The sequence below is a fragment of the Sorangium sp. KYC3313 genome (assembly GCF_052075895.1).
GTDB lineage: Bacteria > Myxococcota_A > Polyangia > Polyangiales > Polyangiaceae > Sorangium > Sorangium cellulosum_B.
In genome coordinates this window covers 5,009,076-5,030,010 of sequence record NZ_CP197255.1, presented here as the reverse complement: position 1 = coordinate 5,030,010, position 20,935 = coordinate 5,009,076, and the positions used below count along the sequence as shown (strand labels likewise).

Genomic DNA, 20,935 nt, shown 5'->3' with positions numbered 1-20,935 from the left:
GACTGCGGGAAGCTCCGTCGCGCTGGAAAACGCGCTCATGAGCCACCCGGCCGTCCTGGAGGCCGCGGTGTTCGCGGCGCGCCACCCCCTCCGGGACGAGCGCGTGTACTACGCTGCCGCCATGACCGAAGGGGAACCCGAGGATTTCGCCGCCGCGCTGAACGACGCGGCCATCGACGGCTGGATCGGCGCCATGGGCCTCCGGCTGATCCGCGCCACCCGCGACGAGGTGGAGGCCGAGCTCGACATCGGGCCGCAGCACCGGCAGGCCTATGGCATCGTCCACGGCGGCGTCCACGCCGGCATCGTGGAGACGCTGGCGTCGATCGGCGCCGCGCTCCACGCCCTGCCGAACGGCCGCTCGGTCGTCGGGCTCGAGAACCACACGAGCTTCCTGCGCGCGGTCCGGTCGGGGCGGCTTCGCGCGACCGCGCGCCCACTCGACCGCGGGCGGCGCACCCAGGTCTGGGAAGGCTCGGTCTACGACGAGGAGGGCCGGCTCTGCGCCTCGGGGCGCGTGCGCCTCCTCGTCCTGGAGCCGGACGCGATGCTCGCAGGGCAGCGCGCCGGCACACCCGGCTGATCGCCGATCGCGCGAGCGCCTGACCGCCAGCTCCCCCTGACCCCTGATTGCCCGATCGCTGGCTCGCCTGACCCCCCGATTGCCCGATCGCCCGATTGCCCGATCGCCCGAGCGTCTTACACCCTTCGCGAGGTGCCCCCGTTGCGCGACGCAGCCGCCCTTCGGATGATCGACTCCATTCCCCGGCTCGGCTGGGTCGGCGCGCCCTCGCCGGTCACGGCGCTGCCGCGGCTCGCCTCCGCGCTCGGCGTCGAGTTCCTCGGCGTCAAGCGAGACGACCTCTGCGAGCCCCTCCACGGCGGGATGAAGATGCGGAAGCTCGACTACGTGCTCGCCGCGCCGCCCTTCTCGACCGCGGCGGCGTGGTCCGCGGCGGGCGGCATCGGCTCGGGCAACGTGGCGGCGCTCGTCGCCGCGGCGCAGCGGCTCGGCCGGAGGGTGCACGCGCACCTCTTCTGGACCGACCTCTCCAGGGGCGTGCTCGACAACCTCGCGTTCACCGCCTCGGGGCCGGCCTCGATCCGCTTCTACCCGTCGCGCGTCGAGCTCGCGCTCGCGCGCCCGTCGCTCTTCCTGCCGCTCCGCGCGCGGGACGACGACGGCGCGGCGATCGTGCCGCTCGGCGCCACGTCGGCGCTCGGCATGGTGGGCGCCGCGCGCGCGGCGCTCGAGCTCGGCGCGCAGATCCGGGCCGGCGAGCTCCCCGAGCCCGCGCGCGTCTACGTGCCGCTCGGCTCCGGCGGCACCGCCGCCGGGCTCGCCGTCGGGCTCGCGCTCGGGGGCCTGCGCTCGCGGGTCGTGGCCGTCGCCGTGGTCGAGCACCTCCTCGCCTCGCGCTTCCGCCTCCGCGCCCTCACCGCCGAGCTCCGCGCCGCGCTCGCGCGGCGGGGCGTCGCGCCCGTGCCCCCCGCGGCGCCGATCGACGTCGTGCACGGCTACCTGGGCCGCGGGTACGGGTCGCCCACGCCCGCGTCGCTCGCCGCCTGCGACGCCCTCGCCGCCGAGGGGATCTCGCTGGAGCCGGTCTACACCGGCAAGGCCATGGCCGCGCTCATGGCGCACGCGCGGGAGCGCCGGCTCGGCCCGGTGCTGTTCTGGCAGACCGCGCGGCGCGAGCCCCTGCCCCGGCACGACGGTTTTTGCGAGCGACTCCCGGCCGCGCTGTCGCGGCGCCTCGGCGCCCACTGCGGCGGTGGATCTCGATAAACGACCTACATTCCGGCGCCTCCCGGCGCTCGTGCGCTGTCGCTCGGCTGCACTTTTCTCCGCTTCGGCCTCGTGCTGCCAGCGCACGGCGGCAATTTTCTGGATCGCACCGCCATTGCGACGAGATAGAATTGCTGTCTCGCTTGCGCCCTCGGCGGCCGCCCATCCCGGCGCTCGTAACGCCGCGGCCCGCGCGCGCACAACGCGCAAAACATGCGCAAACCACGCACAACGGACGCGCAGACCACGCGCGGTATCCCCTACAGAAGGAGTCTTCACATGCTTAGGCCGCTACAGTCGAACTGGTGTGCTCCGCTCGCAACCATGCTGGTGCTGGCCGGGGTCGCGTGTGGGGGCAGCACGGATGGTTCGAGCGACTCCAGCAACAGCGCCGGCGCCGGGTACGGCTCGGGCACGGGCGGCAGCGACTTCGGGTCCGGCGTGTCGGCGGGCGCGGGCAACGGGAACGGCAGCAGCGGCAGCGGCAGCGGCGACGGGTGCAACGCGAGCCTCACGGGCATCGTGCGCGACTTCCGCGCCTACGAAGGCGGCGAGGGGCACCCTGACTTCGAGACGTTCACAGGCCAGGGCCTGAAAGGCATCGTCGAGCGCGAGCTGGGGCCGGATCAGAAGCCCGTCTATGCGCACCAAGGGGGCACCGAGCACACGACCGGGCCCGAGGAGTTCAATCAGTGGTACCGCGACGTCGACGGCGTGAACATGCCGATCCAGTTCACGATCACGCCCGTCGTCGGCGCGGACGGCATTGCCACCTACGAGAACCGGGCCTTCTTCCCCATCGACGAGCAGGGCTTCGGGAACGAGGGGAGGCGGCACAACTTCCACTTCACGTTCGAGCTCCACATGACGTTCGTGTACAAAGGCGGCGAGGAGTTCAGGTTCTCCGGCGACGACGATCTCTGGGTGTTCATCAACAACCGGCTCGCCATCGATCTGGGCGGCCTCCACAGCCCGCAGGACGATAGGCTCGACCTCGACGCGATGGCGAACGAGCTGGGGATCACGCCCGGGCAGGAGTACGCGCTCGACTTCTTCCACGCCGAGCGGCACACGACCGAATCGAACTTCACCATCCAGTCGACGCTCGCGTTCACGAACTGCGAACCCATCTTTGTCGACTGATCGGCTGGACTGATCCGCTCGACTGATCCGCTCGACTGATCCCGCTCGACTGATCCCTCTCCACCTCTCCTGCCCAGCGAGGGCGGCGGGCCCGCTTTTGCGAGCCCGCCGGGGCTAAGGCTGGAACGACCCGCTGACGAACGTCGAATCGGCGAGGCGGTACGGCGCGCCCATGATCTCCCTGGGCCGCGGCCCGCGCACGAGCTCGCGCGGGAGCTCGTAGGTCTGGTCCATCAGGCGGATCTCGATTGGCCCGGAGTCCTCGACCTCCAGCGACCACTCGATACCTCCCGGCGGCAAACCCATGTAGGTGAACCCCCAGCGGACATCGCGCTTCGCGTCGGCCGCGCGACCCCGCTCCTCCACGCCCTTTCCGTCCACCTCGGCGCGGATCACCCGGTTCGGGGACGTCACCTCGGCGTACAGCCAGGGGGCTCCCCGGGATGAGGCGACGCGGAGCCGGAGCGCCCGCACGCCGTCGCGCCGGACGTCGCCGAGCACCGTGAGCGACGGCGCCGGGAGGGCGAGGGCCGGCGCCTCGCCCTGGCGCGTCACGCGCACGAACGGCACGGCGAACGAGGGCGCCTGCCCGCGATCGTCCGGGAAGTACGCGGCGGTCCACGGGTCGAGGTCCCGATCGGCCGAGAGCCAGTGGGCCTCCCCGGCGGCGGCGTCGAGCGCGTAGGCGAGGCTCGCCGGTCGGGGCCGGGCCTCGGTGAAGCCCACGGAGGAGCAGGCGACGAGGAGCGCCGTGAGGCCGGAGACGGCGAACGCGAGCGCGAGCCGCGGCGAGCGGCCGCCGCCGAGCAGCTCGGCGTGCGGCAGGAAGAGCCCGAAGACGAGCGCGACGGCGAGGGCCGGCACCGCCGCCTTCGGCAGGCCCAGCGCGACGAAGAACAGGTACGGGCCGGGCACCGCGAGCGCGACCGCCGGCACCGCGGTCGCGACGAGGACCGCGGCGTCCGCGAGCGTGGGCGGGGCGCCGCCGCGCCGGATCGTCACCGCAGCGAGCCCGAGCAGGGCGAACGCGAGCGGCCAGGCGAAGTAGAAGCTCGCGCCCGGCATGAGCAGGCTCGCCGCGGCGAGGAGCAACAGCCACAGGAGCAGCGCGCCCAGGGCGAGCTCGCACGCGCCGAGCCGCCGCCGGAAGAACCGGTAGCCCGCCGCGGAGGCCGCGAGCGCGGCGAGCGCCAGCGCGAGCCGGTACGCGGGCGCGTTGTACGGCTCGAACGGCATCACCCGGAGGGCCGGGTGCACGCTGCGGAGGATCCACGCGAGCCCGCCCACGGCCGCGGCGACGCCGGCGAGCAGCGCCAGGAAGGCGAGGAGCCCCGCGGCGATCCGGCCCGGCGAAGCGGCCCGCCGCCGCCCCGCGTGGAGCGCCACGCCCGCGAACAGGCAGGTGACCAGCGCGGCGATCGGGAGCGCCCACCCGATCGGGTGCGAGACGAGGTGGGCGCCCCACGTGTTGAAGTACACCGCATCTCCGCGCCCGGGCTCCCGCAGGTCGAGCGCGCCGAAGCGCCGCGCGAGCGAGAGCGCGTAGTCGCCGGCGTGCTGCACGCTCCGGAGGTCGAGGTTGCCCACGGTGTCGGACGGGGCGTGGTAGTGCGCGGCGCCGTCGGTGAAGGCGAAGTTCAGCCCGGGGATCCCGGCCCGCTTGAAGACGCTGAGATCGGTGCTGTGGCCCATGCGCCGCGCGACCTCGGGGAAGAGCGACGACGCCACCGGGTAAGGCGCGGCGCTGGCGAGCTCGCGGACGGGGAAGGCGTCGCCGGGCCCGGTGTCGAACATCGCGACCACGCCGCCGGCCCCGCGGGCGTCGAAGTTGAGCGCAATCCCCACCTCGCCGCGCAGCGGGTGCTCGTCCATGAACGCCTTGCCGCCGAGGACGCCCCCCTCCTCCGCGTCGGTGAACAGGAGCAGCACGTCGTTGCGCAGCGGGGGGCCGCTCTTCAGGGCGCGCAGCGCCTCCAGGAGCGCCGCCACCCCGCTGCCGTCGTCGGCGGCGCCCGGGCTGCCGGGCACCGAGTCGTAGTGCGCGACGAGCGCGACCGCCCGGGTGCTGTCCGCGCCCGGCAGCCGCGCCACGATGTTCTCGACGTGCGCCGCGTCGTACGGCAGGCCCCACTGCCGGCTGAGGACCGAGGCGCGCTGGAGCTCGGGCTGCACGCCGAGCTTCGAGAGCTCCGCGAGCAGGTAGTCGCGCGCCCGCCGGTGGCCCGCCGAGCCGGTGGGGCGCGGCTCGGCCGCGATGTGCACGAGGTGCGCCCTGGCCCGCTCGGCCGAGAACACCTCGGGCGGCGCGCTCGCCGGGACGACGTCGGGAGGGCTCAGCTGTGCGATGCGGAGCGCGACCAGCGCGAGGAGCGCGAGGGCCGCGGCGAGGCGAGGAGACCAGGCCATGACGGCCGGCCGGCCTCAGCGCGCCCGCGCCGGGGGCTCGCCCTGGGCGACGTCGTCCTCGGGCCTGCGCGCGAGGCGCGCGGCCGCGCGCCGGTAGAGCGCCGTGAGCGGCGCGCGGTGCGCGGCGAGGAGCACCGTCACCCCGGCCAGCCACAGCAGCACGAGCGGCACGAGCGCCGAGGAGGTCGTGTAGACGAGCACGGGGCGGAAGGCGCGCTCGCGCGTGACGAGCTCGCGGCGCGCTCGCAGGGCCCGCTCGTAATCCGGGAGCGACAGCGCGACCGGCGTCACCCCCTCCAGCACCGCGCCTCCAGGGGCGAGCGCGCCGCCGCCCTTGGCCAGATCGTCATCCTTGGCCCTGCGCACGGCGGCGGGCGCCGGCGCCGCCGACTCGCTGTACGTGGAGTTCCAGCGCTCCGCCCTGTAGCTCCTCGCCGAGACGGCGAAGAGCCCGACCAGGAGCGCCAGGCCGCCCAGGCCGAGCAGCACCACCATCGCGGCGGCGCGGCCACGGCCTCCGAGGAGCCGCCCCGCGAGCCACGCCGCCACGGCCGTCGCGATGCCGACCAGCAGCGCCACGAACGTCGCGGGCGCCAGGAACCACAGGCCCGCCATGAGCAGCCCGCCCAGCGCGCGCAGCGCGCGCACGCGCCCGCGGCTCGCCGCCCCGCCGGGGCGGACGGCGATCCACGCGGCCACGAAGCCGACCGCCACCGCGAACGCGTCGCCCGCGTCCGCGAACCACACCGGCCGGTCGCCGCCGAGCAGCGCGAGCGGCACCACGCGATCGGGCAGCCCGACCGTCAGCGCGACCTCGCTCGCGGTGAGCGGGTAGCTCGGCATCGGCAGCTCCAGGGTCCCTCCGAGCGAGTGCACCGCCGCCTGCGCCAGCGACTGCACCTGGATCGTGTGGCTCCCCGTCTGCAGCGGCACGAGGACCTCCTCCGCGGCCTTGCCCTGGTGCATGATCCGCTGCGCCTTCCCGTCGGTGGCGAGGTAGATCGGCCGCCCGCCCGGCGCGTAGGGCAGGTAATCGATGCCGTTGTTCTCGTAGGTGAGCGCGTCGTCGGCCACGAGGTCTCCGCGCTCGGTCAGGACCAGGGTGCGGCGGTGGTCGCGCACCACCGCGGCGAGCACCTCGACCCCCGAGAGCGGCTCGACGGCGACCTCGACGCGCTGCCCTCGCTGCACGAGCAGCAGCCGCGACGTCGCCTGGGTCCGCGGGATCGGCGACTCGGCGGCGTCGACCTGGCGCGCGTCGCCCTTCACCGTGAGGCGGTGCTCCGCGTCGGACTCGAACAGCCACCACTCGTAGGCGGAGCGCGGATCGGGCGAGAACGCCCCGACGTTCGGGAGCGTGCCCGAGATCTTCATCTCCGCGGCGCGGCCCGAGGTGGGCAGGACGAGCTCGCCGCCCTCGACCCGGAAGCCGCTCGCGCCCGCGACGTCGAGCACCTTCTCCCCGAACGCGAGCGGCAGGCGCACGACGCCGAGGTCGCTGCCCGACCGCATGACGAGCCGGTACTCGAAGCCGATCTCCCGACCGACCCGCACCGCGCGCGACAGCTGGAAGACCGTGGGGCCCGCGCTCGCGCCCCCATCGCCCCCCGCGCCCCCGTCGGGGGTGAAGTGGAGCGTCGCCCCGCGGAGCCCCGAGAGCCGCGCGCCCTCGGCGACGGAGCCGCCGGTGACGTCGGCCTCGAACGTGTTGAGCGGGCCGGCGACCAGGAGCGTGAGGTCGCCCTCGAGCCACAGGGTGCCCCGGAGCACGAAGCGGCGCGCGGCCGTCCAGAGGTAGTAGTGGTCGTCCTCGAAGCTGATCGGCGCGGCCTCGCGGCGCGACGCAGGCCGTCCATCGTCGAGCGTGGCCTCGATGCGGAGGCGCGCCGGCGGCCCGAAGAGCGGCACGGGCACGGGGCGGTCCGTGAGCACGCCGCCCGAGAGCTCGAACTGGAGCGGCCCCTCGCCCACCGCGCCCGTGATGCGCAGCCGATCGAGCGCGTAACAGCGCTCCTCGCAGCCCCCCGAGCCGCCGCGCTGGTCGACCCAGCGAGAGAGCATCTCCAGCTGTCCAGCCCACGAGTCCGGCGGAGGCCCGTGCGCCTGCGCCTGCGCCGCGGCGCCCTTCGCCGCGGGCGTCGCCGGCGCCGGGCCCGCGGCAGGCGCCGCCGTCGGCGCGTCAGGCGCCTGCCCCATCGAGAGCGACGGAACGACGAGCAGCGACAGCACCACGAGAAGCCACAACAACGTTGGTGGCGTGGCCTTGTTCCAGCGCGCGAGCGACATAGGGTAACTCCCTTCCTTGACCTGCCGAGCGAACGCGATGGCCGCCGCAGCGTCCTCATCAAACAACCTAGGGAAAAACGACGGCAACAAAATCGACATGAGGCCTTGACAGTTAACGCGTCGCGTCGCAGTGTCGTGGCGTCGCGATTGTGCCTCCGACGAAGCCACAAGGTGGCTCTGTTCGCGGGCACGGCCGTGCGGCGGGGCTCCCCTCGCTCCAGTGCACATCGCGTCTGGCGAGCCCGCGAGAGCGGGCGACGCGCGGGGCACGGGGGTCAACGCTGGATTCATCATTTCTGTACGCCCGCGGTCGTCGCGGGGGGACATACCGAAGTGGGAGGCAGACCATGAGTGAGACCCAGAGCATCACGGAGCCGAAGGCCGAGAACAGCGTGAACGGGAGCGCCGGGCCCGCGCAGGCGGCGGACGCCGGCGGCGGCGCGCCGGTCAAGCCGCCGTTCGTCGAGACGCTGCGCGAGCTGAGCACCTCCTGGGCAGGGGTGGCCATCGGTTACGGGCGGATCGCGCTCGAGGGCGCCGCGCGCGCCCTCGAGCGGTCGGCGGGGAAGCTCGGCGAGCTTCAAGAGAAGCTCAAGAAGGGCGAAGTGGCCGCAGCGGAAGGCGCCCGCTGAGCCCCCCCTCCGGTGCGCCGCCGAGGAGCGCCCGTCACGGCGCTTCTGGCGGCGCCGGGACCGGCGCGCCGGTGATGCCGACGGCAACAGCATAGATCGAGCCGGCTGCGCCTCCGACGTAAAGGGTCCTCGCATTGAAGCCCGGGCCCGCGCCGAACTGCGCGTTGGCCACCCCGGTCGGGAAGCGCGCCAGCAGCTCGGCCTCCCCCAGAGCCGCGCCGCCCGCATCGAGCCTCACGCGGTAGAGCCGCCGGTTCTCATTATCGACCGTGTAGAGGTAACCACACGTATCGAGAACGAGTCCGTCGAGCACGGACGAGGCGACCGTGACCACGAGCGAGGGAGGTTCGCCAGGGTTGTTCAGGTCGATCTTGCGGATCTCGCCGGCAGAGGAGTTGGTGTAGAAGACCGCCCATCGCGCCGGGTCGAAGACGATTCCGTTCGGCTCGCTCACCTCGGGGGCGCCGCTCGCGATCTCGTCGATCGTGGCATCGGGATTGAGGCGGATCACCCGATCGCCCGCGAGGTCGGTCGCCCAGACGTTGCCCAGCGCGTCCGGCGCGAGGCCGTTCGGGTCCGTGAGGCCTGTCACGTAGTCGTCGACCATTCCGGTCGCCGAGATCTGGACGATGGCGCCCAGCTCCGGCCGCGCCGCCACGAGGGTCCCGTCGGGCCGGTACCGGAGCCCGGACACGGGGCCCGGCAGCGACGCGAAGTTCGAGGTCCGGCCCGTGGCGTCGAAGCGAACGAGGTTCGGCCCCTGCTTGGCGACGAGGTAGCCGCGGCCGTCGAACGCGAGGTCCTCGCTGCCGCTGAACACGGCCGTGACCAGCGCCGGCTCGAAGGGCCCGGGCGCGAGCGCCGCGCACTCGCCGCTCGGCCCCGTGCCCGCGCCCGCGCCGACTGCCGCCCCGCCGCCTTCTCCGGCGCCTGCCGCCGCGCCGCCGCCCTCTCCGGTGCCCGTGGCCACGCCGCCGCCCGCTCCGGTGCTCGTGGCCGCGCCGCCGCCTTCGCCGGCGCCCGCGCTCGCACCGCTGCTCGACGCTGCGCCGACGTGGCCGCCGCTGCACGCCGACGGCGCCCCGAGCAGGAGCAGCGCCCAGCCGAGCAGCCGGTACCCTCTCTTCATCTACCTCGCCTCCTCGCCGCGCACACTACACGCCGCCCCCCGCATTGCCTACGGTCGACGGCGCGCGCCCGGGGCGTGAAGCCGGCCGGCGCGACGCGCCGTCGGAGCGGGGCGGGGCGGGGCGGCCCGCGAGCGCGGCGCAGCGCGCCTAACGCCGCGAGACGATGACGACGCCGGCGCCGACGATGGCCGCCGCGGCCCAGGTCGTCGCGGAGGCCCGCTCGCCGCCGACCAGGACGCCGAGCGCGATGGCGACGATCGGGTTCACGTACGCGTAGCTCGTCGCGATCGCCGGGCGCGTGCTCCGGAGCAGGTACGTGTACGCGCTGAGGGCCACGATCGATCCGAACACCGCCAGATAGGCGAGCGCGAGGAGCGACCGCGATGAGGGCGCCGCCGCGAGGTGCTCACCCGAGAGCGCGCTCACCCCGAGCATCACCGCGCCGCCCGCGAGCATCTCCGCCGCGACCGCCATCGGCCCTTCCGGGAGCGGCAGCGAGCGGCTGTACAGCGAGCCGAGCGCCCACGACACGGGGGCCAGCAAGATGAGCAGGGCCCCGGCGTGCGCCGCGTGGAGATCGCCGCCGAGGTGGAGCAGCGCCGCGCCCGCGAACCCGACGAGGAGCCCGATCCACTCGCGCCGGGAGACCTCCGGGGCGTCGGCGGGCGTGCCGCCGGCGGCGCCCCGGCCTCGCGCGGTGGCGAAGAGCGCCAGCCAGAGCGGCATCGTGGACACCACGACCGCGGCGACGCCCGAGCTCACCCACTGCTGCGAGACGACGACGAACCCGTTGCCGAAGACGAGCAGCAGCACCCCGACCCGCGCCGCCGCGCCCCACTGCCGCAGCGTCGGGCGAGGGGCGCCGCGCAGCCGGAGCACGCCGTAGAGCAGCGCGCCCGCCGTCATGAAGCGCGTCCCGGCCAGCAAGAAGGGCGGCATCGTCTCGAGCGCGACCGAGACCGCCAGGTACGTCGAGCCCCAGATCACGTACAGCGCGAGGAGCGAGACCAGCACCAGCCAGCTCCCCCGCGCCCTCGCCAGCGCCGCGCGCACCGTCTTCCCTGCCTCGCCTCTCGCCACCGCGATCTGCGCCGGCTCGAGCGCCTCCACCACGAGCAGCCCGCGCCCCTCGCCTCCATAGCTGGAGCCGGCCTCCAGCACCACGTCCTCCGGCGCCCCCTCGCGGGTGATCCAGACCGCGCCGGCGGTACAGCTCAGGAGCAGCGGGCCGCCCCGCAGGCGGTGCGTCCACAGGCGACCCTTCCCGAGCTCGATCCGCGACGGCTCCCGGAGGCGCGATGGCGGCTCCGAAACAAGTGAGGTCAATTTCATGCCCCGAAGGGTGGGGGCAAGCGAGCGACCGGTACAGAGGCAGTCGGCCGGTAATTGAGGCCGGTACAGTTTCCGGAACAGGCGACTGTGCTGGTCCTCACGCCCCGCAGCTGTACCGGTACCGCAGGGCCCGCCCGGCTGTACACTTCGTCTTGTGCGGGTGCAGGCGCCCATCGAAGCGGAGGACGAGGCCCACCTCTACGACCGCGTCGCCGCGCACGTCGCGGATCTGATCGCGCGCGGCGCGCTGCGGCCGGGCGACCGGATCCCGTCGGTGCGGCGGCTCAGCCGGCAGCAGGGGGTCAGCGTCGCAACGGTGCTGCAGGCGTACATGCAGCTCGAGAACCGCGGGCTCATCGAGGCGCGCCCGCAGTCGGGGCACTACGTCCGCGCCCGCCGGGGCGCGGCGCTGCCCGAGCCCCGGGCCGCGCGCGCCTGCACGACCGCCACGCGGGTCAGCGTGAAGAGCCTCGTCTCCAAGGTCTACCGGGCGTGCCGGGACCCGCACATCGTCCCGTTCGGCGCGGCGTGCCCGAGCCCGGAGCTCCTGCCGACCGACAAGCTGAACCGGATCCTCAGCGCGATCGCGCGGAGCGCGGGCGGCGCCGGCGTCTCGTACGATCCGCCGCCCGGCCTGCCGGCGTTGCGGCGGCAGATCGCCCGGCGCTCGGTCGAGTGGGGCGTCGCGCTCTCCCCCGACGACATCGTGACGACGGTCGGCGCCATGGAGGCGCTCCACCTCTGCCTGCGCGCGGTCGCCCGCCGGGGCGACACGGTCGCGCTGGAGTCGCCGGCGTACTACGGGCTCCTCCAGCTCATCGAGAGCCTCGGCATCAAGGCGATCGAGGTCCCGTCGCACCCCCGCACCGGCATGGACCTCGACGTCCTCGAGGAGATGCTGGGCCGCCACCGCATCAAGGCGTGCCTCGCGATCCCGAACTTCAACAACCCCCTCGGCAGCGCCATGCCCGACGAGGCGAAGGAGCGCCTCGTCGCGATGCTCGCGCGCCGCGAGGTGCCGCTCATCGAGGACGACATCTACGGCGACGTGCACTTCGGCGACGTCCGTCCCCGCCCCGCCAAGGCGTTCGACAGGAAGGGCCTCGTGATGCTCTGCTCGTCGTTCACGAAGACGTTGGCGCCGGGCTACCGGGTCGGCTGGACGGCGCCCGGCCGCTTCCTCGACGAGGTCGAGCAGCTCAAGTTCGCGCAGAGCGTGGCGACCGCGACGCTGCCGCAGATGGCGATCGCCGAGTTCCTCGAGATCGGCGGGTACGACCACCACCTGCGGACGCTCCGGCGCCGGCTCGCCGCCCAGGTCGCGCGCATGAGCGAGGCGATCGCCGAGCACTTCCCGCCCGGCACCCGCGTCTCGCGCCCCGCCGGCGGCTTCGTGCTCTGGGTCGAGCTGCCGCCCGGCACGAGCGCGCTCGACGTGCACGAGCGCGCGCTCGAGCACGGCATCAGCGTCGCGCCGGGGCCGATCTTCTCGGCCAAGCACCGCTTCTCGAACTACATCCGGGTGAACTGCGGCTACCCGTTCACGGAGCTCAGCGAGCACGCGGTCCGGACGCTCGGACGGATCTGCGCCGAGACCGCCGAGGGATGACGCGGTGGACGGCCGCGGCCCCGGCGGCGGCCGGCGCGCCCTGGATGCCGTACCCGCGCTGAAGTAGAACCTTCCCTCTCGATCGAGCGCCCGCCCCGACGAGCCCACGCCATTGCGCCCCCGACATCCCGCGTCCCTTCCTTCGCCCGCGCCCCCGCCGACGCCCGCGCTGCGGCCTGCGCTCCCGGTCCTGCCGGCGCGCCGCCCGTCCGAGCCCGCCCGCGCTGCGGCTCCGTCGCCCGGCCGCGCGGCCTGGGCGCTCGCGGCCTCGCTCGCCGTCCTGCCCGGCTGCGGCGCCGGGGCGATCGCCTCGCCCGGCGCGCGAGCGCCGGAGACGCTGCGCGCGCTGCCGGATCGCATCGACGGCAGTACCCTCCTCGGCGGGGACGCGCGGCGCGCAGCGCAGGCGGGCGCGAGCGCGCTCCGGGTGATCGGCGCGGACATGGCGTCCGACGGCGATCGGCTCGGCGCCTTCGTCGAGGTGCCCGCCGGCGAGTGCATGCTCGCGATGGCGCGGGTCTCGCCGACGATCAGCGACGTCGACCTGTTCGCCTTCGAGGACGACGGCAGCGCCTTCTCGACGGACGAGGCAGCCGACGCGCGCGCGTCCATCCTCGTCTGCCCGCCGCACCCGCGGCGGCTCTATGTCATGGCGCGCGTGATGTCGGGCGCCGGGGCGGTGAGCATCGGCGTGCAGAGCGTCCCGGTCAAGGCGGCCGACGCGGTCGCCCGCGCCGTCGGCGCGCGCGGCAGGTCCGGCGACGAGAGCGGGCGCCTCGAGTCGTGGCCCGGCCTGGAGGCGAAGATCAGGGCGCGCCGCGCCGCGGTCGGCGCGCGCTGGGACGACGTCCGGCGCGTCGCGCTGCCCGTCGGCTCGAGGACCGCGAGCCGGATCGGGGCCACCCTCGACGGCGGCCGCTGCCTCGACGTGCTCGTCTCCCCGAGCGACGAGGTCGCCTCGCTCGAGGTGGTCGCGGAGGACGAGACCGGCAGGGTCGTCGCGCGCGCGCGCGAGCGGGGCCAGGATCGCTCGCTGCTCCTCTGCTCGGCGGTCTCGGTCGAGCTCTCGATCGCGATCCGCTCGCGCGGCACGCAGGGCCTCGTGGCCGTGGTCGTGGGCCGCTCGCAGCCGGGCGCCGAGGCGGAGATCTCCGGCGCCACGCCGATCGAGCGCGTGACCGAGGGCCGCGACCTCGCCGAGGCGCGGGCGGACCACGCCCGCGCGCTCGCCGGCCGGGGCTACGGCGCGCCGCGCGTGTCGACCGGGGCCGCGCGGCTCGGCAGCCGGACGACGCTGCCGATCGAGCTGCCGGCCGGCTGCGCGCGGATCGACGTGCTGGCCGGCAAGCCGCTCGCCGACGTGCTCGCGGAGCTCTGGAGCGAGGGCCACGCCCTCCTCGGCCGCGCACGGGGCGGCGCGCGGGCGACGCTCTTCACCTGCGGCCGCGGCGGCCCCGCCCGCGTCGATGTCGAGTCGATGGCGCAGCCTGGCCCGTTCGCCGTGGAGGTCCGCAAGGAGCCCGAGGCCCCGCCGGCGCTCGTCGCCCATCCGCTCGCCGCCGCGAGGCTGCTCGGGCGCATGAGCGCCGCCGGCCCCGCCGACGCCGCGGGGGCGGCCGGCGCGCAGGCGGTGGCGCTCGACGCCGCGCGCCTCAAGATCCTCCCGCTCCCGATCCCGGCCAACACGTGCGCCGAGGCGATCGCGGCGCTCGACGCCGACGGCGCGGGCGTCGATCTGCGGCTCGTCGACACCTCGACGGGCGAGAGCTCGCTCGCCAGGGCGCGCCACGTCGTGTCCGACGGCCGCTGCGCCGGCCCGGCGGCCGTCCCCGCGTCGATCGAGCTGCGCCTCGCGCACGGCAAGGGCGACGCCCTCGTGCTGATCCGCACCTCGCCCAGGTCGCGCTGAGCGAGCAGGCGCCGAGGCGCGAGCGCTCGACCGCCCGCCGCGCCTTGACAGCGGAACCCCCCGAGCCCTCAGATAACGGCCGAGGGGCCGTTCGATGTCCTCGGGTCGCTTCGCCATCGCCACGCACGCCCTCGCGCTGCTCGCCCAGTCCGACGAGAGCTGCGCGAGCGACGCGCTGTCGGCGAGCATCAACACGAACCCGGCCTTCCTGCGGCGCATCCTCGCGCGGCTGTCGCAGGCCGGGCTCATCGAGGCGCGGGAGGGCCGCTCGGGCGGCTATCGCCTGGCGAGGCCGGCGAAGACGATCCGGCTGAGCGAGGTGTACGCCGCCGTCGAGCCGGACGGCGCCATCGCGCCGAGCCCGTGCGAGCCGAACGCGAGGTGCCCGATCGGGTCGGGGATCCAGCGGGCGTTCGATGAGGTCGCGGAGGCGGCCAACGCAGGGCTGCTGCGCGGCCTCGCGCAGAAGACCGTCGCGGACATCGCGCTCCGGGCGCAGCACCTCGGCCGCCCGGCGCCTGCGCCGGTCAAGGCCGGCTGATCGCTCGGACGCCTGGCCGCGCGGCGGCGCCGCGCCCGGCCTCCTGCTCGGGACACACGCGAGGCCGCCATCCCTGCGGGCGGCCGGGCCGCTCCCCTGGCAGAAACTGAAACCGTGCCTATAACAGTTGGAGCGAGCGAGGCCGTCGAGGATCAGGCCGGCATCGGGCCGGCGCATCGCGGCCAGGGCCCGCTCAATCCCGAGAAAACCGAAAGGACAGCGCCATGGGCAGCAGCAATGTCATCGAAGTCAACGACCTGAATTTCGCGCAGGAGGTCCTGCAGACGGACACGCCGGTGCTCGTGGACTTCTCGGCATCCTGGTGCGCTCCCTGCAAGCGGCTCGCGCCGATCGTCGATGAGATCGCCGCCGAGACGGCGGGCCAGGTCAAGGTGGTCAAGCTCGACGTCGACGCGTCGCCCGAGGCCGCGCAGCGCTTCGGCATCCGCGGCTTGCCGACGGTGGTCGCCTTCCAGAAGGGCGAGCCCGTCGGGCGGCACGTCGGCCTCACGAACAAGAAGACGCTGCTCGCGCTCCTCGGACGTTGAGCGCGCAGAGCACCTCGAGCGCATCGAGCACCTCGAGCCTCCGCCGGCGATCGCCCGCGCCGTGACGTGCCCCACATCGCGCCCCCTGCGCGACGGAGACGCCACCACAGCGCGCGCCAGGGCCGCTGGGCACCTGACATCGACCTTCATTTTGCGAGCGGCTCCCGCCTTCACCCCGACCGCACGGGATGTGCGCGGCCCGCGGCCGTCGCATTGCGCGTCGGCCGTCTTCTACGGACGCAGCATCCCGTTGACATGACCACCCGATACGAGATTTTCTCGTCCAAGGAAGCCCAGCACTCCGCAACGCCGCTCGCTGCCGTCCGTCGGGACGGTCGAGGGTCGCCACGCGGAGGCCTGCCGATGTGGGTATTTTTGGCACGGCGCGACCGAGCCTGGCTTCCCGGACGCCATGGCCCTGTTCGACGACGACTTCGAGACGCTCGAGCAGCTCCCCGAGATGCGAAAATCTCGCGGGAAGGGCGGAGATTCGCACGGCCAGAGCCCCACCCCCGTGAGCCTCGGCCGCGCCCGCGCGGAGCTCACGGATCTGTCGAGCGACGGCCCCCGCTACGAGATGCGGTCGCTGCTCGGCGTCGGGGGGATGGGCGAGGTCCACTTCTGCAGGGACCGCCGCATCGGCCGCGACGTGGCCATGAAGGTCATCCGCGCCGAGCACCAGGGCGACACGACGCTGCGCCACCGGTTCCTCCGCGAGGCCCGGGTGCAGGGCCAGCTCGAGCACCCGTCGATCGTGCCGGTCTACGACCTCGGCGTGGACAGCAAGGGCTCGGCGTACTTCACGATGAAGCGCCTCCGGGGCCTCACGCTGGCGAGGATCCTGAACGAGCTCCGCGAGGGCGACGCGGCGGCGCTCCAGAGCTTCTCGCGCCGCAGGCTGCTCACCGCGTTCTCGTCGGTCTGCATCGCCGTCGACTTCGCGCACTCGCGCGGCGTGCTCCACCGCGACCTCAAGCCCGCCAACATCATGCTCGGCGACTTCGGCGAGGTGTACCTGCTCGACTGGGGCGTCGCGAAGCTCGTCGACACGCCGCTCCAGACGATCGACATGGGCGAAGATCCCATGAGCACGCGGACCATCCCGGGCGACGTGCTCGGGACCCTCGGGTACATGTCGCCGGAGCAGGCGCAGGGGTGCGTCGACACGCTCGACGTGCGCAGCGACATCTACTCGCTCGGCGCGATCCTCTTCGAGCTCCTCACGCTCAAGCCGCTGCACCCGAAGAAGGACCGCACCGAGATGCTCGACTCGCTCATCCACGGCGCCGACGCGCGGGCGTCGGTGCGCGCGCCCGAGCGCGAGGTGCCGCCGGAGCTCGACGCGATCTGCGTGACGGCGACGCGGCGCGAGCCCTCCGAGCGCTACCCGTCCGCCCGCGCGCTCTACGAGGCGGTCGAGCGGTTCCTCGACGGCGACAAGGACGTGGAGCTCCGCCGCGACCTCGCGGCGCGGCACGCGGGGCTGGCCGAGGAGCGCGTGACGGAGGCCCTCGCCGGCGGCAAGGAAGCCGAGGGCGCGCGGAAGGCGCTGCTCAGCGAGGTCGGCCAGGCGCTCGCCTTCGATCCGTCCAACGAGCGCGCCCTGGAGACGCTCCGGCGCGTCCTGACCGAGCCGCCGCGCGAGATGCCGGCGGAGGTGCTCGCCGAGCTGGACGCGGCCGCGGCGGCGCGGCACCGGCTGCAGCTGCGCGCGGGCATGCGCGCCGAGCTGCTCGCGACGGCGATCGCGACGATGGTCGCCGCCGTGTGGCTGGGCATCCGGGAGTGGCAGGTCTTCGCCTTCATCCTGGGCTTCACCGCCCTGGCGGCGCTGATGAAGTTCCTCGCCGCGCGCGTCGTCCACCGCCCGTCCGCGGAGTGGTACGCCTACGCCGGCTTCGTCTTCAACGTGCTCAGCTTCCTGTGCATCGGGCGCGGCTTCGGCCCGCTGCTCTTCATGCCGATGCTGCTCGTCATCCTCACGTACGGCAACTCGTTCACGTACCGGACCGTCTACCGGGTCGCCGTCGTCGCGACCAGCTGCGTCGCGGTGCTGGCCGCCGCGTGGATCGAGTACTCGGGCGTCCTGCCCCGCTCGTACGAGTTCGCGGGCGGCGCGATGGTCATCCTGCCCCAGGCCGTCGAGCACTCGAAGATCGCGACGATGACGGCGCTGACGCTGACGACCCTGTTCATGCTGGTCGTGCCGGCGTTCATGATGGGCCAGCACCAGCACGCGCTGCGCGCCGCGGAGCGACGCGCGTTCCTGCAGGCCTGGCAGCTCCGCCAGCTGCTGCCGGAGCGGGCCCAGCCCGGCGCCGCGGCCAGCCCAGGCCTGGAGCAGGCCTCGCGCCGCCGCCCGAGGCGCCCCCACGCCGCGGAGTGAGCGGGGTCAGTCCATCGGCCAGACCGCGACGACCCAGACCGGCGAGCCGCCGCGCGCGGACACGCGGAGGGCGGCGCTCTCCTCGATCTCGGAGCAGAACGCCACGCCGGCGCTCTCGCCGTTCTCGCCGGCGTCGTCGCGCCCGGCGCGGTCGCCGAGCTCGACGGAGATCCGGAGCGCGCGCAGCTCGCCCCGGGCCAGCGCCGCCGCCGCGAAGTAGCAGCGGCCCGGCTCGACCTGGACCGGGACGAGCGTGTCGCCCTGCGCGCCGATCGCCTCGGCGATCGCCTGCGCGCGCGGCGCGGGCGCGTGGCGGCGGTGCAGCGCGGCGGCCAGGTTGCCCCGGGCGCGCGCGCCGAAGTGCCCCGGCACGAACGCGGACATCGGCCACTGCGCGTCGGACAGCACGACCTTCACCGGCCCCGCGGCCCCGAGGAAAGGCACCTCGACGACCCCCTGCTCGCCCAGACAGAAATCGAGCCGCGCGTCGGGCGCGTCGGACCTGTCGCGATCGAGCAGCCTGCCCGTGGTCCCCTCGCGCGCCTCGGCGTCGAGGTCGGTCGCGCGGCGCAACGTGGCGCTCGGCACCTCGGCCATCAGGTCGAGGCGGTGACAGCCCTCGGGGAGCTTGACCGAGAATTGCCCCGTCCCGATCGACGAGGCGCGCATGTCGGTCGGAGCGACGCGCGGCGCCCCTTCCGCGAGCGCGCGCCGCGCGGCCCGCGCGACCCGGGCGTCGAGCGGCCCCGGCTCGGAGGGCCGCCCGGGGTCGCCGCGGGGCGCGACGGGCCCGGACGCGCGCTCCGGCAGGATGGCCTCGACGCGCTCCAGCGGGCCGCTCGACGCGGCGACGACGACGTCGAACGCGCTGCGCGCCGACAGCACCTCGATCGCCACGCGGCGCAGCCCCTCGCGCTCGGCCCCGCACCGCGTGATGGCCGCGACCCCGGCGGCGCTCTGGACGCGGCGGTCGCCCTCGGGCTCCGCGCCGCGCAGCTGTTGGAGGAGGCCCTCGAGGGCGGGGACGCCGCCCGACGGCCCCTCGGGAGAGAGCGTGAACTCCGCCGTGCGCGGCGCGAGGAACGCGGCGGTGAGGCACTCGTCCGCCGCCGCGCCGGCCGCGCCGGCCGCGCCGGTGGGCGGATCGACCGCCACGACCCGGGCGCGGCCGTGCTCGAGGAAGATGGGGGGGAGGCGCGCGACGCGCGCGCCCGAGAGCGACCACATCCGCGCGACGCGCGCGGCGTCGTCGCTGAGATCCGCGCGCGCCGGCGTCCCCGCGGAGACGCCGGCGAGCGCGGCGAGGAGCGAGAGGGCCGCGGCGCGCGCCGCGTGAGCCACGCGCGCCACGCGCGCCACGTCTGATACCGCGCGGCCCCGCTCGACGGCGCCGCCCGCCGCGGCCCTCAGGCGCCCGGGGCTACGACGACTTGCGCATCGACTCGATGAGGATGCGCGCGACCTCCGGACGGGAGAACTCCGGCGGCGGCAGCTCGCCGCGCTGGAGCAGCTCGCGCACCTTCGTCCCGGACAGGTTGACCTGCGTCGACGCGTCGCCAGGCGCCGTCTTCGCCGTGGCCATCGCGCCGACCACCGTCGAGTAGAACGCGTTCTCGAAGTTGAGCGTGGTGATGCCGAGCTCTCCGGGGCTGAAGGCATTGAAGATCTCCTGCGCGTCGTACGTGCCGTAGTAGCTGCCGACGCCGGCGTGATCGCGCCCCACGATGAAGTGGGAGCAGCCGTAGTTCTTGCGCGCCAGCGCGTGGAAGATCGCCTCGCGCGGCCCCGCGTAGCGCATCGCCGCCGGGTAGATCGAGAGGAGCACGCGGTCCTTCACATAGTACTTCGCGATGAGCTCCTCGTAGCAACGCATCCGCACGTCCGCCGGGATGTCGTCCGACTTGGTCGCGCCGACGAGCGGGTGGATCATCAGGCCGTCGCAGATCTCCAGCGCCGTCTTGGTGATGAACTCGTGCGCCCTGTGGATCGGGTTCCGCGTCTGGAACCCGACGATGCGGCGCCAGCCCTTCTCGGCGAAGTACGCCCGCGTCGTCGCCGGGCCCCGGTCGTACGCCGGGAACGCCGAGTCGACGGGCCGCTCCAGCACGCGGATCTCGCCGCCGACGTACACGGGGCCCGTGCTCATCAGGTACGCGACGCCCGGGTGCTTCGTCTCGGTCGTCCGGAACACCTCCTGCGCCTCGAGCTCCTTGCTCGGCCGCCACTTGTCGCTCAGCTCGATGACCGCGACGATGCGGCCGTCGCGCGCGCGGAGCGCCGCCTCGGAGCCCACGCGGAGCCCCTCGGCCGCCTGCTCGGAGACGGCGAGCGTGATCGGCATCGACCACGGCAGGCCGCTCTCGAGGCGCATCTCGCGCACGACGCGCAGGTAGTCCTTCGAGTTCATGAAGCCGCGCAGCGGCGAGAACGCCCCGATCGCGATCATCTCGACGTCGCTCTCGGTCCGCTCGTCGAGCTCGATGACCGGCAGCCCCTTCGCCCGCTCCGCGAGCGACGCCTTCGCCGCGCCCTCGACCCAGCGGTTCACGAGCTCGCCGCCGTGCGGCGCGATGAGCCCGCGCGCGCCGCCCGCGGCGGCCCCCGCGGCGGCCGCGCCGGACACGGCGACCGCGGCGCCGCGGCGCGGGACGTAGCCGAGCTCCTCGAGCTTGGCGAGGATCTTGGCGAGGCTCTCCTCCTTCGTCTCCTTGCCGGTGTCGACGAGCACCTCGGGGCTCTCGGGCGCCTCGTACGGGTCGTCGATGCCCGTGAAGTTCTTGATCTCGCCCGCGAGCGCCTTCTTGTAGAGCCCCTTCGCGTCGCGCTCGGCGAGCACGGGGATCTCGCAGGAGCAGAACACCTCGACGAAATGAGGGATCTGGGCCCGCTGCTCGTCGCGGATCGCCTTGTACGGGCTGATGGCGGCCGTCATCGCGCACGCGCCCGACCGGGCGATGAGCTTCGCCACGTATCCGATTCGCCGGATGTTCGTATCGCGGTCCTCCTTCGAGAACCCGAGGCCCTTCGAGAGGTTGGTGCGCACCTCGTCGCCGTCGAGCACCTCCACGTGGACGGAGCGGGCGCGGAGCTCGGCCGAGAGCATCGCCGCGAGCGTGCTCTTGCCGGCGCCGCTCAAACCGGTGAACCAGACAACAAAACCTGACATTTAGGCAACTCCTTGATCAAGTGACGACTACGGACTCGGCCGCTCCGGGCCTCGGGTG

15 protein-coding genes are annotated in these 20,935 nt (G+C 74.3%); 9 read left to right on the top strand and 6 right to left on the bottom strand.

The annotated features are described in order from the left end of the window. Positions 1–37 precede the first annotated feature (37 nt). The 3 genes from ACSRUE_RS19710 (at position 38) to ACSRUE_RS19700 (ending at position 2,932) form a co-directional block, all read left to right on the top strand. Positions 38–583 (top strand): hotdog fold thioesterase, encoded by a 546-nt coding sequence (locus ACSRUE_RS19710; RefSeq protein ID WP_441292320.1) that lies wholly within the window; start codon positions 38–40, stop codon positions 581–583. 165 nt (positions 584–748) lie between these two features. Continuing rightward, positions 749–1,789 (top strand): 1-aminocyclopropane-1-carboxylate deaminase/D-cysteine desulfhydrase, encoded by a 1,041-nt coding sequence (locus ACSRUE_RS19705; protein ID WP_437943143.1) that lies wholly within the window; start codon positions 749–751, stop codon positions 1,787–1,789. A 279-nt stretch (positions 1,790–2,068) separates the two neighbouring features. Further along, entirely contained in the window at positions 2,069–2,932 is an 864-nt protein-coding gene (locus ACSRUE_RS19700; RefSeq protein WP_437765734.1) for a fibro-slime domain-containing protein, read from the top strand. 114 nt (positions 2,933–3,046) lie between these two features. Here ACSRUE_RS19700 and ACSRUE_RS19695 read toward each other — a convergent pair whose 3' ends face one another. After that, a complete protein-coding gene (locus tag ACSRUE_RS19695) occupies positions 3,047–5,338 on the bottom strand; it encodes a M20/M25/M40 family metallo-hydrolase (protein WP_441292319.1) in 2,292 nt (763 codons plus the stop codon). A 15-nt stretch (positions 5,339–5,353) separates the two neighbouring features. Then, a complete protein-coding gene (locus tag ACSRUE_RS19690) occupies positions 5,354–7,624 on the bottom strand; it encodes a hypothetical protein (RefSeq protein WP_441292318.1) in 2,271 nt (756 codons plus the stop codon). A 347-nt stretch (positions 7,625–7,971) separates the two neighbouring features. On the opposite strand from ACSRUE_RS19690, the gene ACSRUE_RS19685 reads away from it, so the two are divergent. Next, on the top strand, positions 7,972–8,256 hold the full coding sequence (locus tag ACSRUE_RS19685; protein ID WP_437765731.1) for a hypothetical protein: 285 nt from the start codon (positions 7,972–7,974) through the stop codon (positions 8,254–8,256). A 34-nt stretch (positions 8,257–8,290) separates the two neighbouring features. Here the strand turns inward: ACSRUE_RS19685 and ACSRUE_RS19680 are convergent, their stop codons facing one another. Further along, entirely contained in the window at positions 8,291–9,385 is a 1,095-nt protein-coding gene (locus ACSRUE_RS19680; RefSeq protein WP_441292317.1) for an SMP-30/gluconolactonase/LRE family protein, read from the bottom strand. A gap of 148 nt (positions 9,386–9,533) precedes the next feature. Further along, positions 9,534–10,718 carry a drug/metabolite exporter YedA gene (gene yedA / locus ACSRUE_RS19675; RefSeq protein ID WP_441292316.1) on the bottom strand — a complete coding sequence of 395 codons (1,185 nt, stop codon included), beginning with the start codon at positions 10,716–10,718 and terminating at the stop codon, positions 9,534–9,536. Positions 10,719–10,872: 154 nt separating this feature from the next. Between yedA and ACSRUE_RS19670 the strand changes: the two genes are divergently transcribed. From ACSRUE_RS19670 to ACSRUE_RS19650, 5 genes are all read left to right on the top strand, one after another. Then, positions 10,873–12,327 carry a PLP-dependent aminotransferase family protein gene (locus ACSRUE_RS19670; RefSeq protein WP_441292315.1) on the top strand — a complete coding sequence of 485 codons (1,455 nt, stop codon included), beginning with the start codon at positions 10,873–10,875 and terminating at the stop codon, positions 12,325–12,327. Positions 12,328–12,439: 112 nt separating this feature from the next. Next, positions 12,440–14,236, top strand: a complete 1,797-nt coding sequence (locus tag ACSRUE_RS19665; protein ID WP_441292314.1) for a hypothetical protein — start codon at positions 12,440–12,442, stop codon at positions 14,234–14,236. A 94-nt stretch (positions 14,237–14,330) separates the two neighbouring features. Then, positions 14,331–14,777, top strand: coding sequence for an Rrf2 family transcriptional regulator (locus ACSRUE_RS19660; RefSeq protein ID WP_441292313.1), 447 nt, complete (start codon positions 14,331–14,333; stop codon positions 14,775–14,777). A 224-nt stretch (positions 14,778–15,001) separates the two neighbouring features. Beyond that, on the top strand, positions 15,002–15,325 hold the full coding sequence (gene trxA, locus ACSRUE_RS19655) for a thioredoxin (protein WP_437522675.1): 324 nt from the start codon (positions 15,002–15,004) through the stop codon (positions 15,323–15,325). A 412-nt stretch (positions 15,326–15,737) separates the two neighbouring features. Continuing rightward, positions 15,738–17,711 carry a serine/threonine protein kinase gene (locus ACSRUE_RS19650; protein WP_437765725.1) on the top strand — a complete coding sequence of 658 codons (1,974 nt, stop codon included), beginning with the start codon at positions 15,738–15,740 and terminating at the stop codon, positions 17,709–17,711. A 6-nt stretch (positions 17,712–17,717) separates the two neighbouring features. Here the strand turns inward: ACSRUE_RS19650 and ACSRUE_RS19645 are convergent, their stop codons facing one another. Both ACSRUE_RS19645 and sat read right to left on the bottom strand, forming a co-directional pair. Then, positions 17,718–19,061 carry a hypothetical protein gene (locus ACSRUE_RS19645; protein ID WP_441292312.1) on the bottom strand — a complete coding sequence of 448 codons (1,344 nt, stop codon included), beginning with the start codon at positions 19,059–19,061 and terminating at the stop codon, positions 17,718–17,720. A 70-nt stretch (positions 19,062–19,131) separates the two neighbouring features. After that, positions 19,132–20,877: a sulfate adenylyltransferase gene (gene sat, locus ACSRUE_RS19640; RefSeq protein WP_441292311.1), complete on the bottom strand. Its 1,746-nt coding sequence runs from the start codon at positions 20,875–20,877 to the stop codon at positions 19,132–19,134. Between the last annotated feature and the right edge of the window lie 58 nt (positions 20,878–20,935).